14 protein-coding genes and 1 other annotated feature are annotated in these 19258 nt (G+C 48.7%); of the genes, 4 read left to right on the top strand and 10 right to left on the bottom strand.

Going from position 1 to position 19258, the window contains the following annotated elements; genetic code table 11:
• Positions 1–12: 12 nt before the first annotated feature.
• The 4 genes from CAGA_RS11365 to CAGA_RS11350 all read right to left on the bottom strand — a co-directional run bounded on the left by CAGA_RS11365 (position 13) and on the right by CAGA_RS11350 (position 4519).
• Entirely contained in the window at positions 13–870 is an 858-nt protein-coding gene (locus CAGA_RS11365) for a pyridoxamine kinase (RefSeq protein WP_135660901.1), read from the bottom strand.
• 90 nt (positions 871–960) lie between these two features.
• Positions 961–1629: an acyltransferase gene (locus CAGA_RS11360; protein WP_135660900.1), complete on the bottom strand. Its 669-nt coding sequence runs from the start codon at positions 1627–1629 to the stop codon at positions 961–963.
• Between the two features lie 58 nt (positions 1630–1687).
• Positions 1688–2746, bottom strand: coding sequence for a hypothetical protein (locus CAGA_RS11355; protein WP_135660898.1), 1059 nt, complete (start codon positions 2744–2746; stop codon positions 1688–1690).
• Positions 2747–3136: 390 nt separating this feature from the next.
• Positions 3137–4519, bottom strand: a complete 1383-nt coding sequence (locus tag CAGA_RS11350) for a TrpB-like pyridoxal phosphate-dependent enzyme (RefSeq protein WP_135660895.1) — start codon at positions 4517–4519, stop codon at positions 3137–3139.
• 51 nt (positions 4520–4570) lie between these two features.
• Positions 4571–4813, bottom strand: a binding site (T-box leader).
• A gap of 148 nt (positions 4814–4961) precedes the next feature.
• Between CAGA_RS11350 and rlmD the strand changes: the two genes are divergently transcribed.
• Complete coding sequence (gene rlmD / locus CAGA_RS11345; protein WP_135660893.1) at positions 4962–6329, top strand: 23S rRNA (uracil(1939)-C(5))-methyltransferase RlmD; 1368 nt, start codon at positions 4962–4964, stop codon at positions 6327–6329.
• A 375-nt stretch (positions 6330–6704) separates the two neighbouring features.
• On the opposite strand, the gene CAGA_RS11340 is transcribed toward rlmD, so the two are convergent.
• From CAGA_RS11340 to CAGA_RS11315, 6 genes are all read right to left on the bottom strand, one after another.
• A complete protein-coding gene (locus CAGA_RS11340; RefSeq protein WP_135660891.1) occupies positions 6705–6962 on the bottom strand; it encodes an HPr family phosphocarrier protein in 258 nt (85 codons plus the stop codon).
• A gap of 21 nt (positions 6963–6983) precedes the next feature.
• Positions 6984–8420, bottom strand: a complete 1437-nt coding sequence (locus tag CAGA_RS11335) for a PTS fructose transporter subunit IIC (RefSeq protein WP_135660889.1) — start codon at positions 8418–8420, stop codon at positions 6984–6986.
• On the bottom strand, positions 8417–8887 hold the full coding sequence (locus CAGA_RS11330) for a PTS sugar transporter subunit IIA (RefSeq protein WP_167875228.1): 471 nt from the start codon (positions 8885–8887) through the stop codon (positions 8417–8419). Before CAGA_RS11330 ends, CAGA_RS11335 begins: the two co-directional genes overlap by 4 nt.
• Before the next feature lie 27 nt (positions 8888–8914).
• Complete coding sequence (locus CAGA_RS11325; RefSeq protein WP_135660885.1) at positions 8915–10924, bottom strand: BglG family transcription antiterminator; 2010 nt, start codon at positions 10922–10924, stop codon at positions 8915–8917.
• A gap of 567 nt (positions 10925–11491) precedes the next feature.
• Entirely contained in the window at positions 11492–12841 is a 1350-nt protein-coding gene (locus CAGA_RS11320) for a GH1 family beta-glucosidase (protein ID WP_135660883.1), read from the bottom strand.
• Between the two features lie 4 nt (positions 12842–12845).
• Positions 12846–15281: a GH36-type glycosyl hydrolase domain-containing protein gene (locus CAGA_RS11315; protein ID WP_135660881.1), complete on the bottom strand. Its 2436-nt coding sequence runs from the start codon at positions 15279–15281 to the stop codon at positions 12846–12848.
• Between the two features lie 496 nt (positions 15282–15777).
• Between CAGA_RS11315 and CAGA_RS11310 the strand changes: the two genes are divergently transcribed.
• The 3 genes from CAGA_RS11310 (at position 15778) to CAGA_RS11300 (ending at position 19258) form a co-directional block, all read left to right on the top strand.
• Positions 15778–16785 carry a LacI family DNA-binding transcriptional regulator gene (locus CAGA_RS11310; protein ID WP_135660879.1) on the top strand — a complete coding sequence of 336 codons (1008 nt, stop codon included), beginning with the start codon at positions 15778–15780 and terminating at the stop codon, positions 16783–16785.
• A gap of 54 nt (positions 16786–16839) precedes the next feature.
• Positions 16840–18240 carry a type 2 periplasmic-binding domain-containing protein gene (locus tag CAGA_RS11305; protein ID WP_135660877.1) on the top strand — a complete coding sequence of 467 codons (1401 nt, stop codon included), beginning with the start codon at positions 16840–16842 and terminating at the stop codon, positions 18238–18240.
• An 85-nt stretch (positions 18241–18325) separates the two neighbouring features.
• Positions 18326–19258, top strand: a complete 933-nt coding sequence (locus CAGA_RS11300) for a carbohydrate ABC transporter permease (protein ID WP_135660875.1) — start codon at positions 18326–18328, stop codon at positions 19256–19258.

Raw genomic sequence — 19258 nt, 5'->3', positions numbered from 1 at the left:
TCCGCTGCTACATTATTCTTCTGTAAGGCCAAGCTCGCGCATAAATCGGGGCAGGCCTGCTTCAAAGTTTACGCCGTACCGGAAGTCCGTACCGGCGTTTCTGGTTCGCCGGACGCAGCCGGCCGTATAATCCACCGCAACCTGCATGGCGTTTTGCAGCCGCATCTGATTCAGAAGCCCCGCTAAAAGCGCGCTGGCGAAAATATCCCCTGTGCCGTAGTAATGCCCTTGAATCTTCTGGGAAAACGCATAGCTGACTTCGTCGGTTTTGCGGGTGTACCCCGCCGCGCCAATCAGGCTCTGATTGAACCATACTCCGGTAAGAACCACCTGTTCCGGGCCAAGGTCGCTCAGCCGCCGCAAAATGCAGTCAATGTACTCGCGGGTATAGGGGCCTTCGTTGTATTCGCTGCCCAGCAGATATGTCGCCTCCGTCATGTTCGGCACGATCAGGTCGGCTTTACGGCAGAGCTGTTTCATCCCATCCGACATCTCAGGGGTGATCGTCTTATACAATACGCCTTCGTCCGCCATCACGGGGTCGACCATGATGAAATTGTTTTCCGTTTTAAAGGTATCAAAGAAATCTGATACAATCTGGATTTGTTTACTCGAGCCTAAAAATCCGCTGTAAATTGCGTCGAAACGCAGTCCAAGCTGTTCCCACTGCCTTGCAAAGCCGGGCATATCTTCGGTCAGATCCCGATAGGTATATCCCGCAAGCCCGCCTGTATGGGAGGACAGCACAGCGGTTGGAAGGGCGCAGACTTCGATTCCCGCAGCGGACAGAATGGGCAGGGCAACCGTAAGCGAGCATTTGCCGAAGCCGGAAAGGTCGTGGATCGCCGCAATCCTCTTTTGTGTATCCATGGAAATCACCTCATACGTTATACAATTGTATACGCAATCATATGGGAAATGGGAGTGAAAAATGTAAAGCCCGTGAAATATCGCGGCGGGTTATATTTTTCCGGCAATTTCCCCGGAATGCTTGTAAATGCTGCGGGCGGGCACATAACCGCGCACCATGGAAAGGGGATAAATAGTGCTTTCCCTGCCGATTACCGTTCCGGGATTCAACACGGAGTTGCAGCCGACTTCCACGTGGTCGCCGAGCATGGCGCCGACTTTTTTCAGGCTGGTTCCCAAGCGTTCGCTTTCCACGCTGATTTTTACAAGCGTCTTATCCGATTTTACGTTTGAGGTAATGGAGCCGGCGCCCATATGGGACTTGTATCCCAAAATGGAATCGCCGACATAATTGTAATGCGGCACCTGAACGCCGTCAAACAGAATTACGTTTTTTAGCTCTGTGGAATTTCCCACAACGCATCCAGCGCCAACCAGCGCGTTTCCGCGGATAAACGCGCAGTGGCGAACCTCCGTATCCGGCCCGATGATCGCGGGGCCGTTGATAAAGGCGGAAGCAAAAACCTTCGCGGATTTTGCAATCCAAACGTTTTCGCCGCGCTTTTCATATTCCTCCGGGGACAAGGTCTGCCCTAACTGAAGGATGAATTCGCCGATTTTCGGCAGGGCTTCCCACGGGTAGCTCAGCTTTTCCAGAAGCGGCGCCGCCGCCGTATGGCTAAGGTCGAAAAGGCTTGCTATGGTAAGTTTATCATACATTTGAAAGGTTCCTCCATGTATTCATTTCTTACCATTATATTTTGATTTTCTTTGAAAATCAATTGCGAAGTTCTTTTATAAGCCTTTTTATTTTCAGAAGGTCGCCGGTTTCCGGCAGCTTTCCGCCGCTGAGGGTTGCTGCCTCAAGATATGGCCCGCTGAGAACAGCCGAACCGCCCGCCGCGGTTTGTGTGAAATAATCGCACAGAAGGCGGTAGTCATAGTCCGTCACGGTGCCGGAGCCGTCCAGATCGCCGGGGATCACTACAATATAGGCGGTTTCCGTTTTGCCACTTAAAATGGTTTGGACAATCTGGCCCGTTCCGAGCGGGCCGCTTTTTATCTCTGTTCTGTCTTCGGCCGACAGGACCCGGACTTTTCCGCCTTGCTTGTTCGCATCCAGCGCGGACTGGAGCGCTTCGATTGTCACCGGCTTTTCAAAGCGGTAAGTCTGGATGGAAGAAGGAAGCTCCGCCGCCGGCTCCGAAGGGGCGGAGGAAGCCGGCGCATCGCTTGATGCGGAACCGGGGCCGGGTTCCGGTTCGGGAGCTTCCGACGTAATCGACATGCCGTTTGTCTCTTGGAAACGGTAAACGGACGCCTTCGTGCCGGCGTCGATTGTTTGCCCGGCGGGGGCGGTAACAAGGGAAAGCTTCCCGTCCGCTTCCGCGTGGAAATCCCGCGTGAAGTCAAAGGTACAGCCAAGAATTTTATTATAAATCCGTTCGCCGGTTTTCATATTGAGGCGGTAGATTAACGCGTTGGAGTCGGAGTTCAGTTCCATCCCGACAATATAAAGGAAATCCCCGTATGGAGAAGCTTTTTCGTAGACATATTTCAAATTCTGCACCGGCCTGCTGCAAGATAAATCCATGCCGCCGTCTTTGTCCAGCAGGGCGGCCATCGTTTTTTGGCTACCGTCGGAGCTGAGTAGGACAAATCCGCCGTCCGGGCGGTGAAAAAACAGATGCTTTTCTGGCAGGTAAAGGCTGGGGTCAACGTCCTCCAGCGCAGGGTAATTTTCAGCAAAGCAGGTGAGTGCGGCTGTCACAGGAAGAATCATAATAAAGAAAATCAGCAGGCACAACAGAAAATGGCTTTTGCGCTTTTTATTCATCTTTTGACACTCCTCGACATTTAATTGCCTATCAGCATTATACTCGCAATATATGACAAAAAAGCATTTTGTGAAATTATTTCATGCAAAAATTGCACAAAAAACAGGAACCGGTTGCAACCAGTTCCTGTTTTTTATGGGGAGGAGTTGTATTGAAAAGGTCGTGACAAATCCTTGTCACAAATCTCGTACTTAAAGTTAGATATTTACTCTGTCTGGATTCTATTATAGTACCCATGTTTTGCAATGTCAATGAATTAACAATCGATTTTTTAACAATCTCTCATTTGTATAAAACGTAGTTTTTTGTTCATGGGATTTAGTTATTATTGACGAAGAAATCAGAAAAAAAACCGCACCAGCTTCGACAAAATCAGAGATTTTGCCATGCTATTCTTGGATGCCGGGAATCTTCGGAAGGGAGTCAAAACCGGCCTGCAAATCCTGGTCCGAAGGGATAGAATCGGTCATTTTCCCTTCCAGGTAGGAAGCATAAGCCGCCATATCGAAATAGCCGGTTCCGGTCAGCCCAAACAGGATGGTTTTCGCTTCGCCGGTTTCCTTGCATTTTATCGCTTCGTCAATCGCGCAGCGGATGGCATGGGCGCTTTCCGGCGCGGGGAGAATGGTTTCCAGCTTGGCAAACAGGATTGCCGCGTCAAATACCTTGCTCTGTTCCTCGGCGCGCGCTTCGTCCAGATAGCCGTCATGGTACAATTTTGAAAGGATCGGCGACATCCCGTGATAGCGCAGCCCGCCCGCGTGGTTTGGCGATGGGATAAAGCCGCTGCCGAGGGTGTACATTCTTGCAAGCGGAGTAACCTTGCCCGTGTCGCAGAAATCGTAGGCGTAGCGCCCGCGCGTGAGCGAGGGGCAGGAAGCGGGTTCCACCGCGATGAAATACGGGTTTGCCCGTCCCAGCAGCTTATCCTGCATAAACGGTGCAATCAAGCCGCCTAAGTTGGAGCCGCCCCCGGCACAGCCGATCACAATGTCCGGGTATTCTCCCAGCAGTTCCATGGCCTTTTTGCATTCCAGCCCGATAATGGATTGATGCAGTAAAACCTGATTGAGTACGGAACCCAGCACGTAGCGGCATCCGGGAGTGCTTACCGCCCTTTCAACTGCTTCCGAAATCGCGCAGCCAAGGCTTCCGGTGGTGTCGGGTTTTTCCGAAAGAATCGTGCGGCCGGCTTTTGTCGTGTCGCTGGGGCTGGCGGTTACCGTTGCGCCGAAAGTCTGCATAATTGTCTTCCGGTACGGCTTCTGGCTGTAGGAGGACTTTACCATGAACACATCCAGATGGATTCCGAAGTATGCGCAAGCCTCGGCCAGCGCGGTCCCCCACTGACCGGCCCCAGTTTCGGTTGTAAGGGCCGTCAAGCCTTGCTCCTTCGCGTAATATGCCTGTGCGACGGCGGAGTTGAGCTTGTGGCTTCCGGAAGTGTTTCCGCCTTCGAATTTAAAATAAATCTTTGCAGGCGTTTTCAGATGCTTTTCCAGCGCATACGCGCGGCAGAGCGGGGAGGGGCGGTACGCCCTGTAAACTTCCTGAATCGGTTCGGGAATATCAAAATAGGCTGTGGTGCAGTCCATTTCCTGCTCCGCCAGTTTCTCACAGAAAATGGGATAAAGCTCTGCTGTGCGGATCGGCTGGAAGGTGGCGGGATTCAGCAAAGGGTCGGGCTGGGATTTCATATCCGCCCGAAGATTGTACCACTGCTTCGGCATCTGCTCCTCGGCTAAAATTATCCTGTGTGGGATCTTTGTCATAACAATTCTCCTTTCGTAAACGGGAATAAAAAACGCCCTTGCCCCTAAATCATTAGGGACAAGAGCGATTGCTCCTGCGGTACCACCCAAATTGCGCTTTTAGCGCCGCTTTTTCCACGCACCATCATGCGTGCTCCCTTGGTAACGGGCGGAGTTCCCGTCAGCAGCTACTCGCTTCCTTTCACGCTGCCCTCGTAAGTCCATTCGACAAGCCCCGTTTTGCCGCAATTCCACCGCCTGCGGCTCTCTTGGAAAACGCTTTGCCTGTTTACTACTCTTACTCATCGGTTTTTCTTATTTGCCTTATTATAGGAGGAGTGATCGAAAATGTCAAGGGGAAGTTTTGATTCTTATGAATTTGGGCTGTATTGTTTTTCTAAGGGTATAATGATAAAATGATGACACAATAAACGGCAGGAAAATCTGCTTATGAGGGAAAGATATGGACTTAAAGAAGAATGATTTCATTGATTTGGAAATAACGGGATATACAGCGCAGGGGAGCGGCGTCGGCCGATATAACGACATCGCGGTTTTCGTTCCGCTTGCGGCGAAGGGCGACCGGCTGCGTGTAAAAATCCTAAAAACTGCAAAAACATACGCCTTCGGGCGAATTGATAAAATCTTAAAGGCATCGGAAGACCGGATTGCGCTTGACTGCGCACAGTTTGCCCAGTGCGGCGGATGCGTTTACCGGCATATCGATTATACTGCCGAGCTGCAAGCGAAACAACAGATGGTGCAGGACGCGCTGGAACGCATCGGCGGGTTCCGCAAGATTGCGGTTCGGCCGATTGTCGGCGCAAAGGCTCCCGACCGTTACCGTAATAAGGCACAGCTTCCCATCGGGTGCGGGCCGGACGGCAAAATCCGGATGGGATTTTTCGCAAATCACAGCCACCGGATCATTCCCTGCGAGGAATGCCTGTTGCAGCCGGAAGAATTTACTGCGGCGATGGAAGCCTTTCGGCAATGGGCGGAGCAAAGCGGGGACAGCGTTTACGAGGAAGAAACCGGGAAAGGCAGGCTTCGGCACCTGTACCTGCGGAAAGCGAACGCGACCGGGGAAGTGATGGCCTGTGTTGTTGTAAACGGGAACGGCGTGCATTATGAATCGGAACTGGTCAACATATTGAAAGAAAAAGTGCTCGGATTAAAGAGCGTAATTATGAACGTTAACCGCGAAAAGACGAATGTGGTGCTGGGGAAGGAGTGCCGCACAGTGTGGGGCAGCGACACGATTACGGATACCTTGTGCGGGCTGAATTTCCACATATCCCCTATGTCCTTTTACCAGGTCAACCGTGACCAGGCGGAGCGGCTGTATACGATTGCGGGAAAATATGCCGGGCTAACCGGGAAGGAGACCCTTTTGGATCTTTACTGCGGTACCGGAACCATCGGGCTTTCCATGGCGAAGAATGCGGCGAAAGTTATCGGCGTGGAAATTGTGGAGCAGGCGGTAGAGGACGCGAAAAGGAACGCGCAGGACAATCGGATTGATAACGCCGAATTTCTTTGTGCGGATGCTGCCGAAGCCGCTTCCATGCTGAAAAACCGGGGTGAGCGACCGGATGTGGTCATCATTGACCCGCCGCGCAAGGGCTGCGATGCTTCGTTGATTGAAACCATAGCCGGGATGGCGCCGCAGCGCGTGGTCTATGTCTCCTGCGACCCGGCCACCCTTGCCCGCGACCTGAAGCTTTTCTTCCAGAAGGGATATAAACCACAGCAGGTAACCCCGGTGGACATGTTCCCGCGCACGGCGCACGTTGAGTGTGTGGTATTGATGTCAAGGGGTGAGAAGTGAGAGTATAAAAAGTCCAGTAAATAGTTCTTTATGGACTTTGGAACTTTCGTGTGCTTTCTCGCCATACAACAAACCGTCCATATACGCCATTTTTACAGTCCATCAATATCCTTCCTCGGTTATTTTAAGAGCAACGTACCCGATTTCCAGGAAGAGCTGGGTGTAATTGATGCCATATCTTCGCAATTCCTCGGTCATGGAAGCCCTTGCGTTTTTGTCTATGGCAATGTTGTCCAGATAAGAAGAACTATCCGGCAGCTTATCAAACTCAACGAATCAAAAAACGGGAGCACCCCCAAATGGATGACTCCCGTTTTTTGTGCTTTTAAGGGTTTGACATGATCCCTGTTAATCTTCATGCAGCCCCGCCTAACCTTACAGATTGGCTTCCAAAAAGGCTCTTATCTTGTCACTGTCTACTGCTTCGTCCTTTCCTTCAACAGTCACAGTAAATTTTTCACCCGATGCAACACCCAATCCCATTACCTTAAATAGCTTTTTTGCATCTGCCGATGCTTGACTTGTGCTAATTGATATTTTCGAAGTGCATTCCTTGGCACACTGCACGAGCAGTCCTGCCGGACGTGCGTGCAAACCTTCCGGGTCTTTAATAACATAATCAAACTGTCGCATTTATATATTCCTTTCAAAAGATTAATCTATTGTCTGCTTTTTCATCTGACGTTTTTTTAACAGCAAAATCATACACATTGTTACTGCTGTTCCTATCAAAATAGAAAGGAAGTAAAGCAGAACATTGTTCGTTGCGCCTAAAATACCAACGATTGGGCCGCCGTGTGGAACTACGTCTGTTATACCCAGCAATAAACTGACAGCAGCAGCAACAGCGCTTCCTATAACATTGCTTGGGATAACCCTTTTCGGATCTGAAGCTGCAAAAGGAATGGCACCTTCTGATATACCGATAAGTCCCATTAAAAGTGCAGGTACACCTGCAGCAATTTCTTCTTTATTGAAAAGGTCTTTTTTCACAAGAGTTGCAAGTCCAACAGCAAGTGGTGCTACTGGAATAGCAGCAGCAACTGCTCCCATTATCTGTGGTGTGCCGGAAACGATAGATGCTGTACCGAAAAGGAACGCAACTTTGTTGATTGGACCACCCATATCAAAACCTGCCATTGCGCCAAGAAGCAACCCCAGGGCAAGAGCGGTTTCAGGTTTCTGAGACAGCATACTCAGCAAACTCTGCAGGCCGCCCATCAGCATGGCGATAGGTCTGCCAAAAAACAGAATTAATACGGCAGACAAAACACCTGTACCAAGCAGCGGTATTACAAATATAGGCATAATCGGCCTGATGTTTTTCGGAATCTTCCAGGTGTTTATCCACTTAACGAGGTAACCGGCCAAATAACCGACTAGAATTGCTCCTAAAAAGCCCGTTCCCGACGAAGTACCCAATATAGATTTATCATTTGCCACAACTGCTGAAATCATAGCAGGCGCAAGAGCAGCTCTGCCAGAGATTGAAAAAGCGATAAATCCTGCAAGAATCGGTATCATCAAGTTAAAACCGATGCTGCCTATGGCATTTACTTTGCTCCAAAACGGATTGTTGACAACCATTCCTTTGCTTGTTGGAGTACCTCCAAATGAAATTGACAGAGCAATGAATAAACCACCAAGTACAACAAACGGAATCATGTATGAAACGCCATTCATCAGTTGTTTCATCATGGCTTTGCCAAAACTGTTTTGCGTATTTTCTTTTTCTGCTGCCTTGCTCGGTTTGTTTTCACCTTCAACATCTGACAAGGAGTAAACGACCGCTCTTTGTTCCAAACTACTCAAAAAAGCCTTTGGATCTTTGATAACCTCTTTAATCGAAAGTTCCACTACTTTTTTGCCGACGAACCTTTCTTTACCGTCGATTGCTACATCAGCCGCAATAATGACATAATCAGCGGCTGCAATATCTTCCTCTGTCAAAAGATTTTCTGTGCCTTGTGCGCCCTGTGTTTCAACTTTAACGTCGTACTTGAATTCTTTTGCGGCGTTTTCCAGCTTTTCTGCTGCCAAGTATGTATGTGCGATACCAACAGGACACTTTGTAACACCTATAACTTTCATTTTGCATTCTCCTCCATTTTTTCAATTATAAATTTATAAAGCTCGCCGCGATTTTCTTTGGCAGTTATTTCTTGAATAAATTCCTCATTGGCAAGCTTGCGTGACAAAGAAGAAATCACTTTTAGGTGGGTATTGTTTTTATCGTTTTTCGGCATGACCAAAGCAATCACTAATTTTACCGGTTGACCGTCAATGGATTTCCAATCGATAGGCTCTTTGAAACGCATGATAGCTATAAACGGTTTTTCAAGCTTATCCAATTTAGCATGAGGAATCGCGATTCCTCCGCCAAAACCGGTTGAATCTATCTTTTCGCGCTGTTCAAAGGCTTTAAACAATGTTCGTTCCTCGATACCGCTATAATCCGCACACTTTTCGCTTAACAATTTAAGTGCGCTTTTCTTTTTTTGACCCGGTACTTCAATATCTAAAAAAATTGTTTCCATTTTAAGTAAATCTTTGATCAAAACGATTGCCTCCATCAGCATAAAACTTTATTTTGTTAACGCATTCATATAATCGGCGAATTTCTGTTCGTCCAACATTTCTTTTCCTTTTTCTAAAACATCTGAACTGTCAGTCATAGTCGAAAGTATGGTATAGAAGTTCTTTACCTGTAAATTGTTCGCCGCGCTATTCGAGTCTAATGCCAGCAAAAAAATGGTATCAACTTCATCCACATTGTCCCACTTGATGGGTTGTTTTAACACCGCAACCGAAATAATCGGTTGAATGACATATTTAACATCACCATGTGGCAAAGCAACTCCCCAACCGAATTCTGTTGAGGACGATTTTTCGCGATACAAGACCGACTGGATAAATCCCTCTGAAACGTATCCTCCTTTTTCCAAATGAGAACACATTTTTTTAAGCAGTTCTGTTTTATCTAAAATATTATCGAGAAAATAAACGAATTTACCGTCAAAAATCATTGCATGCTCCACTTCTTTTGTACCAACCAGATCTTGTCCTTTCTGACAGCGGATTTGAAATGCCTTTTTCTGAATATTTTTAATATCATAAGTCTTTAAAAAGTTATCAACTTTAATTACTTCTTTGCCGCCAAACCGGCCTCCGAGATCTTCCGGTGCAACGACAAAATCGCAGCCGCTATTTTTAATTTTTTGCGCTTCCGCTACTGTCGCGATTCCCTCTACTACAACTTCTGGAATCTGACGTTCAATTTGCTGACGCAATAGCCGTGAAAAGCCAATTCCATAATTACAAATTATGTATATTTTAATTTTAGATACTGCGCGTGCAATTGCGCTTACTACACTAATGGTAAGCGAAGCTACTTCATTTTCACTTATTTCCACTTTCAATTCGCTTTCCAGCAGCGTGCTGGATAACCATACAACCGCAAAGACATTACGATATTCCCGCTTTATCTGTTCCAAAAAAGGATTTGGAACGCGAACCTTGCACCACATTCTTACGATTGCAGAGCGTAGGTACAGAAATGCATCTTTCAGTAGTATTTCATCCGAGCTTATGTCTGTATTTGCTATTTTAGCTGTGAGATTGACAAATTGTTGAACAAGGTTATAAAACTGTATTTCAGTTGATTTGCAAAACTCATATTTTTCAGTATCTTCAAATTTTTCGATATGTGCCGCACTCAAACATAACAGCAGATAATTTTTTTCTCCATCTGGGATTTTCATACGATAGCATTTTTCTAACTGCGTTATTAAAAAATTGGTAACTTGCCGGTTAAAAACGGATATTTCGGGATTTCCGAATGATGCGGAGTACTGCCTTTTTAAACGACAGCAATACAGTGAAAAAGATATTAGAAAGAAAAGTGGATATCGTGAATGATATTCAAAATTAAATCCGAACTCCCTTTCCGTTTCTTTGACGCAGCGGATAACTCCGTCTGCCTGAAAACCATTTAAAAATTTTGCTATCAGGTTGATTACGTATGCATCACTTCCAAATTTCACACTCACGCGCGATTTGTCTTGCTTTAACTTAAAAATTTGAAATAATTCCAACATTGCTAATCGAATTGACAAATCGCTTCCTTCTATCACCAGTCCTTTCCCACGAATTCTTTTAAGAGAGAGACTATGCTTTTTAAACCACTTCTCAGCCTGCACTAAAGCACTTTCTATGCTTGTTCTGCTTAGGTAAAGCCGCTTCGCTAAATCTGCAACACTCATGCTTCGGTTTTGCAAAAGCATAAGGCAAATTTGATATTTTCGTTCTTCTGTAAAAACATCCGCTAACGGTACAAATTCAAATTGTCTGACGGAGCTTTGCAGCTTTTCCCACTGATCGAAAGTGACCGTCAACTTCACCCCCTTTTTGGGCTTGGCGGATATCTCTCCTAAGCCGGCGTGACTTAAATAGTTACTGATTTTTTTCAAGTCATTGCGCACAGTTTTTTCAGAATAATGAATTTTGTTGGCAATGAACTGAACAGTCACATATTCATCCTGTTGATGAAGCAAATTTATGATTTCTCGTTCACGTCTGCTTATTTTACTAAACATTTTCGACTTTGCCTCCCCATTTTCATTATATAATACCAGAACTAAAAACAATGCATAAATGAATGACACATTTCTTTGAACCCAACACAATTATTCCACATATTGTCTTATTCGTTGTAATTGTGCTATTCGTTTTTAGTTAAATTCCATATAGATAATTATGTTGATATACAAATTTTCTAAATTATTCAATAATATTTAGTGTATTTTAGCAACTAATGAATAAATCAGCTATCGAACATAATTATTTGAAAAATATATGGAGCCAAAAAGTTCAATAAATGCGGATAAAACGTAAAAGACAAGGCACCCTACGCTAATTCCATAGAGTGCCTCATTTATTGTCTTCTTCATCTGGTCATCCTTTCCGCAAAAGGACCGCTATACATGCTGATGATAGCATCCGGGGCGCTGATCGCGGTTATCTCCATGCCCTTTAATATCTGGGACCTGCAAGCATAAAGTCCGGAGAGAAAAGTGTAAAAAAGATTCGGAATAACAAAAGGGGCTCCCTGTAATCCGTCCGGTGACCGGAGAAAGAACAGGAAGTCCCTTTTTCAAATTTATTTAGAAAAGAAGATTGTTGCACTTTATCATGGCCGCATACCACGCGGCGCTGTCCTTCGGAATGCGCTTCTGCGTCGGATAGTCAATGTAAATCAGCCCGAAGCGCTCGCCGTATCCGAGGGCCCATTCGAAATTGTCCGTGAAGCTCCAATGAAAATAGCCGCGGATGTCCACGCCATCCCGGATCGCCCTTTCCAGCTCCCGAAGGTATCGTTTTAGGAAGTCAATCCGGTCGGGATCGTGTACCTTTCCGTCCAAATAAATCCGGTCGTTTCCGCTTTGCCCGTTTTCCGAAATGATGATGGGCGCGCCGTACCGCTCATGAATCCATTTTGTACCCCAGTACATGACCTGCGGCGTCACCGGCCATTTTGTTGCGGTACACGGGTATCCCGTATACTTTTGTTTGATGGACGGCGCGCCTTCGGGTGTGGCTTCTGCCTCCATACCGTGGTAAATATTCATCCCGATAAAGTCTGGCTTTTCCTGTATGTCTGCCCAATCCGCTTCCGGAACGGATTTGGCCAGCGGTTCCAGAAAGGTACCCCCGCATTCCGGATAATGCCCGAAAAAGAGCGGATCAAGGAACCAGTGATGGGTGAAGCACCAGTTCTCGTCGGCAAGGAAGAAGGTTGCCGCCTTGGCCGCTTCCCGGTCGGACGGCTTCAGACTGGCCGGGTAGCACAGGCGGCCCGTAGTGGCAACCCCGATCATAAGGCCGGGGTCGATGCTTCGCATGGCCTTTGCCGCAAGCCCGTGGGCGAGAAGCGCATTATGCATGGCGCGAAAAACCTGCCCCCTGTTTTCCCGCCGCCCCGGGGCATGGGTTCCGGTGCGATACCCCAAATCGATGAAGCACTGCGGTTCATTCAGGGTGTACCAATGGCGCACACGCTCGTAAAAGTGCCGGACAACCGTTTCCGCGTACCAGCAGAAGGCTTTTGCGGTTTTGCGGTTTGTCCAGCCTCCCTGGTTTTCCACCTCCTGCGGCAAATCCCAGTGGTAAAGCGTGACCCATGGCGTTATGCCGTAGTTCAGGCAGCAATCCACCAGCCGGTCGTAATATTCCAGCCCTTTCGGGTTGACATGAAAACCGTCGGGTATGACCCGCGCCCAGCTTATGCTGAACCGGTAGTTATGGATACCGAGCTCCGCCATAAGGCGAATATCCTCTTTGTACCGGTGGTATGCGTCACATGCGATGTCGCCGTTTTGATTTTCAAAAATTTTCCCCGGTATATGGCTGAAGGTATCCCAGACCGACGGGCCGCGCTCGCCCTCCGAAACACCGCCTTCAATCTGATAGGCGGCGGAAGCTGTGCCCCAGATAAATTCGTTTGGAAAAGACATGCGTTCACCCCATTATTACTTCAACGTTATATTCGGAACGGGCGTTTTCCAGTAGAACCCGGTTTCCGGCTACGGGTCTTCCGTTCACCTTCATTGCCGCCACTCCTTTTTCCACGCCCGCCGTATTATCTACCGTAATATAGTAATTTGCACCCCGGTATACGCGATGAACAGTAAACCCTTTCATCCAGCGGGGGATGCAGGGGTCGATTTCCAACCCTTCCAGACCGGGCCGGATACCAAGTATGTACTGGCTGATGTTCACAAAGTTCCATGCCGCTGAGCCGGTCAGCCAGCTGTTTTTCGCTTCTCCGAAGGTCTTTGCGTCGCTGCCCGCGACGGTTTGACTGTATACATATGGCTCTGTACGGTGGATTTCGCTGAATGCTTCCACATAGGCGGGACAGGTAAGCCGATAGATATGGAAGGCGCGCTCTCCGTGCCCCAGAACAGCTTCCGCGCAGGAGATCCACGGATTGTTGTGGCAAAAAATGCTGGCGTTTTCCTTGTAACCCGGCGGATAGCTGGTGATTTCCCCAAGCTCCGCATGATAGCAGGTGTAAGCGGGTTGCAGCAGCATGACGCCGTACGGCGTTTCCAGCCGTTCCATCACGCTGTTGAGCGCCTTATCGGCTAGGCCGTTTTCAACGCCGATCCCCGCCATTACGCACATTCCCTGCGGTTCGATGTAAATCTGCCCCTCCTCGCAGGTTCGGCTGCCGACCGGCTTCCCGAACGCGTCGTATGCGCGCAGAAACCATTCGCCGTCCCAGCCGGATGTTTCCGTGGCGGTGCGGACCTTCTCGATTTCCGCCCGTGCGCGCGCGGCCTCCGCCGTATCGCCCAGCCAGTCGCAGAGGTCGGCGTATTCTCCGCCGTATTTCACAAACATTCCGGCGATAAAGACGCTTTCCGCTTTCCTGCTCTCCATATTCGAACAGGTTTGGAAGCTTTCGCCCGGTTCGGTGGAAAAGCAGTTCAGGTTCAGGCAGTCGTTCCAGTCCGCCCGCCCAATCAGCGGAAGCCCGTGGGGGCCTTTTCGGCTGACCGTAAAATCAAAGCTTCTCCGAAGGTGTTCCAGAAGGGGGCGGACTTTCTTTTCGTCGTTCTGGAACGGAACGTTTTCCTGGAGAATCGAAAAGTCCCCCGTTTCGCGCAGATAGGCCGAAACGCAGGCGATCAGCCACAGCGGGTCGTCGTTAAAGCCGCTTCCTATGTCGGAATTGCCCTTTTTCGTCAAAGGCTGGTACTGGTGATAGGCGCTGCCGTCCTCAAACTGCGTTGCCGCAATATCCAAAATCCGTTGCCGCGCCCGGCTGGGAACCAAATGCACGAATCCCAGAAGATCCTGGCAGGAATCCCGGAAACCCATGCCGCGTCCCGTGCCGCTTTCAAAATAGCTGGCGCTCCGGCTCAGGTTGAAGGTGACCATGCATTGGTACTGGTTCCAGACGTTGACCATGCGGTCGAGCTTTTCATCCCCTGTGCAAACGGAAAAGCGGTTCAGAAGCCCGCTCCAGTAATTGTGCAGCTCGGCAAAGGCGAATTCCGCCTGCTGGTCTTCGCGGTAGCGGGCAAGCAGCTCTTTTGCGCGTATTTTCGCAATGACGCCCGGGGCTTCCCATTTTTCCTCCAACGGGTTCTCAATATAGGCCAGCACAAACAGCAGGCTGCGTTTTTCGCCGGGTTGTAAATGCAGCCGGATATGGTGGCTCCCGACAGGCGCCCATCCGTGGGCGATGCTGTTTTTGGAGCAGCCGTTGCAAACAGTTTCTGGTGAGGAAAAACCACGGTACGGCCCGCAGAAAGCGTCGCGGCTGGTGTCGAATCCTTCAATCGCCGTATTAACGGCAAAAACCGCGTAGTGGTTGCGCCGTTCCCGGTATTCCGTTATATGGTAGATGGCGCTTCCGTCCACTTCCACCTCGCCGGTGTTGTAATTGCGCTGGAAATTCGTCGCGTCGTCCACGGCGTTCCACAGGCAGAATTCTACAAGGCTGAAAATGTCCAGATCCTTAATTTCCGCAGACCGGTTTTCCAGTACCAGCCGGTTTACCTCGCACGGGTCGTTCAGCGGCACAAAGCAGGTGAGTTCCGCACTTACCCCGTTTTTCTCGCCGCTGATGACCGTATACCCCAGGCCGTGGCGGCATGTGTACCGGTCCAGTTCGGTTTGCGTCGGCTGCCAGCCGGGGTTCCATACGCAGGAACCGTCTTTTATATAATAATAGCGGCCGTTCTGGTCAGGCGGACAGGCGTTGTAGCGGTAACGGGTCAGCCGCCGAAGCTTCGCGTCCTTATAAAAACTGTAACCGCCGGCGGTATTCGAAATCAAGGAAAAGAAATCCCTGTTGCCAAGATAGTTTATCCACGGCAGCGGCGTGCGGGGCGTGGTGATAACGTATTCGCGTAAATCGTCGTTAAAATACCCATATTGCATATTGGCTCTCCTTTTGCCCGGGGGCGAATTACTCTTCGAAAACGATTAAGTAATGGGAGAGCAATAATCCTTGTTTAACAATACTGGAAACAGGGGGAAAAATCAAGTGTAAAATTGGGGACTTTTCAAACAAAATTATAGAAATGTCAAAAGAATACATAAAAATACAGCAAAATGTCCAAATGACAATTTATCACATTGTAAAGATTCCCATGTGCTACGAAAATAATCACGAAAACCAAATGATTCCTTGCTTATAATTAATAAAATGAAATAATATTTTTAGAATTCTATACAAAATTCATATACTATATCAATAAATAAGAAAAAATACTTGCAAAATGACCAGATGTGCATTATACTCAAAATCACGAAAACGATTAAGTGAAGGGTTTTTATCCCGTTCTCCCCTAAACAAACTGCCGCTATGGTATAATAAATAAAATAAATGCTCTGAAAACAATAATATATACATAATTGGGGAGAAGGAACAAGCATGGTATCCATTAAAGAAGTAGCTGAACGCTGTGGCGTATCGGTCGCTACTGTCAGCAAGGCATTGAACGGCCACCGCGATATCGGTGAATCCACCCGGGAGCGGGTGCGGAAAGCAGCGGCTGAAATGGGCTATACGCCCAACTCGGCGGCGCGTTCCCTGAAGACAAACCGTTCCTACAATATCGGCGTGCTGTTTGTGGACGAAACACAGCGCGGGCTGACACACGAATATTTTTCAACCGTGCTGGAGAGCTTCAAGGTGGAATCTGAAAAGCGCGGTTATGATATCACGTTTATCAACCGCAATATCGGCGGGAAAGCGACCAGTTATCTGGAGCACTGCCTTTACCGCCGGATGGACGGCGTTGTTGTGGCTTCCGTGGATTTTAACGATCCGCAGGTCATCGAGCTGGTAAACTCCAAGCTTCCCATCGTAACCATCGACCATATCTTTAATAACCGCACAGCGATCATATCCGATAATATCCGCGGCGTGCGCGATCTGGTCACTTATCTTTACAAAAAGGGGCACCGGCGCATTGCTTTCATCCATGGAGAAAATACGGCGGTTACCGAAAACCGGCTGACCAGCTTTTACAAAACCTGCAGCGAGCTGGGAATCGAGGTGCCGGACAGTTACGTGAAGGAAGCAAGGTACCACGACGCGGCGGCAACCGCACGCTGTACGGTGGAGCTGCTGGCGCTGGCCCGCAGGCCCACGTGCATTATGTTCCCGGATGACTTTTCCTATATCGGCGGAATGAACGTGATTCTGGAAGCGGGGCTATCCATTCCCGACGATATCTCCGTGGTGGGCTATGACGGAATTTGGCTTTCCCAGATTCTTTCCCCCCGGCTCACCACACTAAAACAGGACACCTCTGCCCTCGGCCGGGCGGCCGCGGAGCAGCTTGTCAATCAAATTGAACGGCCAAGGACGACCTTGCCGGAACGCATCATTATTCCCGGAAAACTCCTGGAAGGGCGGTCGGTAAGGCAACTGTAGGCCGTCGCCCTGTTGCACCCGACTATCTTTCATTTAAAGGAGGAGTATCAAGTCATGAAAAGAAGCATAAAACTGAAAAGGGTACTGGCGTTTACGGTGGCAGCCGCGCTGGCTGTGGGAACCTTCACCGGCTGCGGCGGTGGGAAAACGGTTTCCTCGTCTCAGCCCGCTTCGCCCGCTAGCGGGACGGAAGCGGCTTCCGGTTCATCCGACAAGGTTCTGCGCATTTACTGCTGGAACGAAGAGTTCCAAAGCCGTTTCAAGGATTATTACGCGTCGAAGCTTCCGAAGGACATTACTGTGGACTGGGTGATCACCCCGAACGAAAACAACGCGTATCAGAACAAGCTCGACCAGGATCTGCTTAATCAGGAATCTGCGGAAAAGAAGATTGATATTTTCCTTGTGGAAGCAGACTATGCTTTGAAATATGTTGACTCGGATTATACGCTGGACGTAAAGAAGGACGTCGGACTGACCGACGAGGATTTGAAAGAACAGTATGAATATACCAAGCAAATCGTAACGGACAGCAAGGGCAGGCAGAAAGGCGTTAGCTGGCAGGCAACGCCGGGGTTGTTCGCCTACCGCCGTTCCATCGCCAAAAACGTCTTGGGCACGGACGACCCCGAAAAAGTGCAGGAGGCCATCTCCAACTGGGATAAGTTTAATTCCGTTGCCGTAAAGATGCACCAGAAGGGCTACAAAATGCTTTCCGGATACGATGACGCTTACCGCGCCTTCTCGAATAATGTATCGGCGCCGTGGGTAGACAAAAACGACACGATTGTCGTTGACAAAAACCTGATGAAGTGGGTTGACCAGACGAAGGAATACACGTCATTGGGATACAACAACAAAACCTCCCTATGGGACGACGGCTGGGCCGCCGACCAGGGCCCGAACGGAAAGGTGTTCGGCTTCTTCTATTCCACATGGGGCATTAACTTTACCCTGCTTGGAAATTCGCTTGCGAAATCGGTTGCCGACGGCGGCAAAGAGGAAGTCGGCAACGGGGCTTACGGCGATTACGCGGTCTGCGAAGGCCCGCAAAACTACTATTGGGGCGGCTCATGGATCTGCGCGGCGAAGGGCACCGACAATATAGACCTGGTGCGCGACGTGATGAAAACGTTGACCTGTGACAAAGAGACCATGAAGAAAATTACGCAGGATACGGAAGATTACACAAACAACCAGGCCGCAATGAACGAGCTTGCGAACAGCAATTACAAATCCGCATTCCTCGGCGGCCAGAACCACATTAAGCTGTTCGCAAAGACGGCTCCGAAGATTAAAATGGACAATATCTCGAAATATGACCAGGGTCTGAACGAAGAATTCCAGAAGGCCTTCAAGGATTATTTTGACGGAAATACATCAAAGGAAAAAGCGCTCGAAAATTTCTATACGGCGGCAATTGAAAAGTATCCGAATTTGAAAAGGCCTTCGTAAAATCCATATTCGAGTGTGTCGGAATGCGGCGGGGCGGTTCGTCCGCCCTGCTGTTTGAATGAGTATGTACTCTGAGGTGATCGAAATGCCCGGACTTTCGCACGGTGTGAAAAAAAGAAAGTCGGTAAGCTACGCGAAATGGGGATACTTTTTTATCGCGCCGTTTTTCCTTGTATTTGCTGTTTTTTCCCTTGTACCACTTCTTTCCACGTTTTACAACAGCTTCTTTGAAAATTACATGGTAGGGCTTTTACATATCGGCCCTAAATTTGTGGGGCTTGAAAACTACAAAACAATCTTTCTCAACGGCGATATGCCGAAATATATGGGAAATACCGTCATTCTCTGGCTGATGTGCTTTATTCCGCAGGTTGTTTTTTCACTTCTGCTTGCGGCGTGGTTCACGAATGCGAGCCTGCGGATAAAGGGGCAGGGATTTTTCAAAACCGTTATTTACCTTCCGAATCTGATTATGGCGACAGCCTTTTCCATGCTGTTTTACGCTATGTTTTCCGATTCCGGCCCGGTGAACAGCATTTTAATGAGCATGGGGATGGAAAATCCGTACCGCTTTCTTGCAAATATTGGTAGCACGCGGGGACTTATAGCCCTGATGAACTTTTTGATGTGGTTCGGAAATACGACCATTCTGCTGATGGCGGCGATGCTTGGGGTGGATCCGGGACTTTTTGAGGCGGCTGAAATTGACGGCGCAACCTCCAGTCAAATCTTCTTTAAAATTACGCTGCCGCTGATTAAGCCGATTCTTACCTATGTGTTCATTACCTCGATGATAGGCGGCCTTCAGATGTTCGACGTACCGCAGATTCTGACGAACGGCAACGGGAATCCGAGCCGTTCCAGCATGACGCTCGTCATGTACCTGAATAAGCATTTGTTCAGCAAAAATTACGGTTTGGGCGGCGCTGTTTCCGTTATCCTCTTCTTCCTTTGCGCTGCGCTCAGCGCCTTGGTTTATCGAAGCCTGACCGGACGCATGGAAAGGGGGCAGGCTTAA

Origin of the sequence: Caproiciproducens galactitolivorans (assembly GCF_004768785.1) — a bacterium.
GTDB classification, from domain to species: Bacteria; Bacillota; Clostridia; order Oscillospirales; family Acutalibacteraceae; genus Caproiciproducens; species Caproiciproducens galactitolivorans.
Note: the sequence above shows the minus strand (reverse complement) of the source record. Positions and strands in the feature narration are given on the sequence as shown.

What these genes read in the sequence shown, in the direction of transcription:
- CAGA_RS11365 (WP_135660901.1), bottom strand. Translation starts at nt 870, where the DNA reads ATGGATACACAAAAGAGGATTGCGGCGATCCACGACCTTTCCGGCTTC.
- CAGA_RS11360 (WP_135660900.1), bottom strand. Translation starts at nt 1,629, where the DNA reads ATGTATGATAAACTTACCATAGCAAGCCTTTTCGACCTTAGCCATACG.
- CAGA_RS11355 (WP_135660898.1), bottom strand. Translation starts at nt 2,746, where the DNA reads ATGAATAAAAAGCGCAAAAGCCATTTTCTGTTGTGCCTGCTGATTTTC.
- CAGA_RS11350 (WP_135660895.1), bottom strand. Translation starts at nt 4,519, where the DNA reads ATGACAAAGATCCCACACAGGATAATTTTAGCCGAGGAGCAGATGCCG.
- rlmD (WP_135660893.1), top strand. Translation starts at nt 4,962, where the DNA reads ATGGACTTAAAGAAGAATGATTTCATTGATTTGGAAATAACGGGATAT.
- CAGA_RS11340 (WP_135660891.1), bottom strand. Translation starts at nt 6,962, where the DNA reads ATGCGACAGTTTGATTATGTTATTAAAGACCCGGAAGGTTTGCACGCA.
- CAGA_RS11335 (WP_135660889.1), bottom strand. Translation starts at nt 8,420, where the DNA reads ATGAAAGTTATAGGTGTTACAAAGTGTCCTGTTGGTATCGCACATACA.
- CAGA_RS11325 (WP_135660885.1), bottom strand. Translation starts at nt 10,924, where the DNA reads ATGTTTAGTAAAATAAGCAGACGTGAACGAGAAATCATAAATTTGCTT.
- CAGA_RS11320 (WP_135660883.1), bottom strand. Translation starts at nt 12,841, where the DNA reads ATGTCTTTTCCAAACGAATTTATCTGGGGCACAGCTTCCGCCGCCTAT.
- CAGA_RS11315 (WP_135660881.1), bottom strand. Translation starts at nt 15,281, where the DNA reads ATGCAATATGGGTATTTTAACGACGATTTACGCGAATACGTTATCACC.
- CAGA_RS11310 (WP_135660879.1), top strand. Translation starts at nt 15,778, where the DNA reads ATGGTATCCATTAAAGAAGTAGCTGAACGCTGTGGCGTATCGGTCGCT.
- CAGA_RS11305 (WP_135660877.1), top strand. Translation starts at nt 16,840, where the DNA reads ATGAAAAGAAGCATAAAACTGAAAAGGGTACTGGCGTTTACGGTGGCA.
- CAGA_RS11300 (WP_135660875.1), top strand. Translation starts at nt 18,326, where the DNA reads ATGCCCGGACTTTCGCACGGTGTGAAAAAAAGAAAGTCGGTAAGCTAC.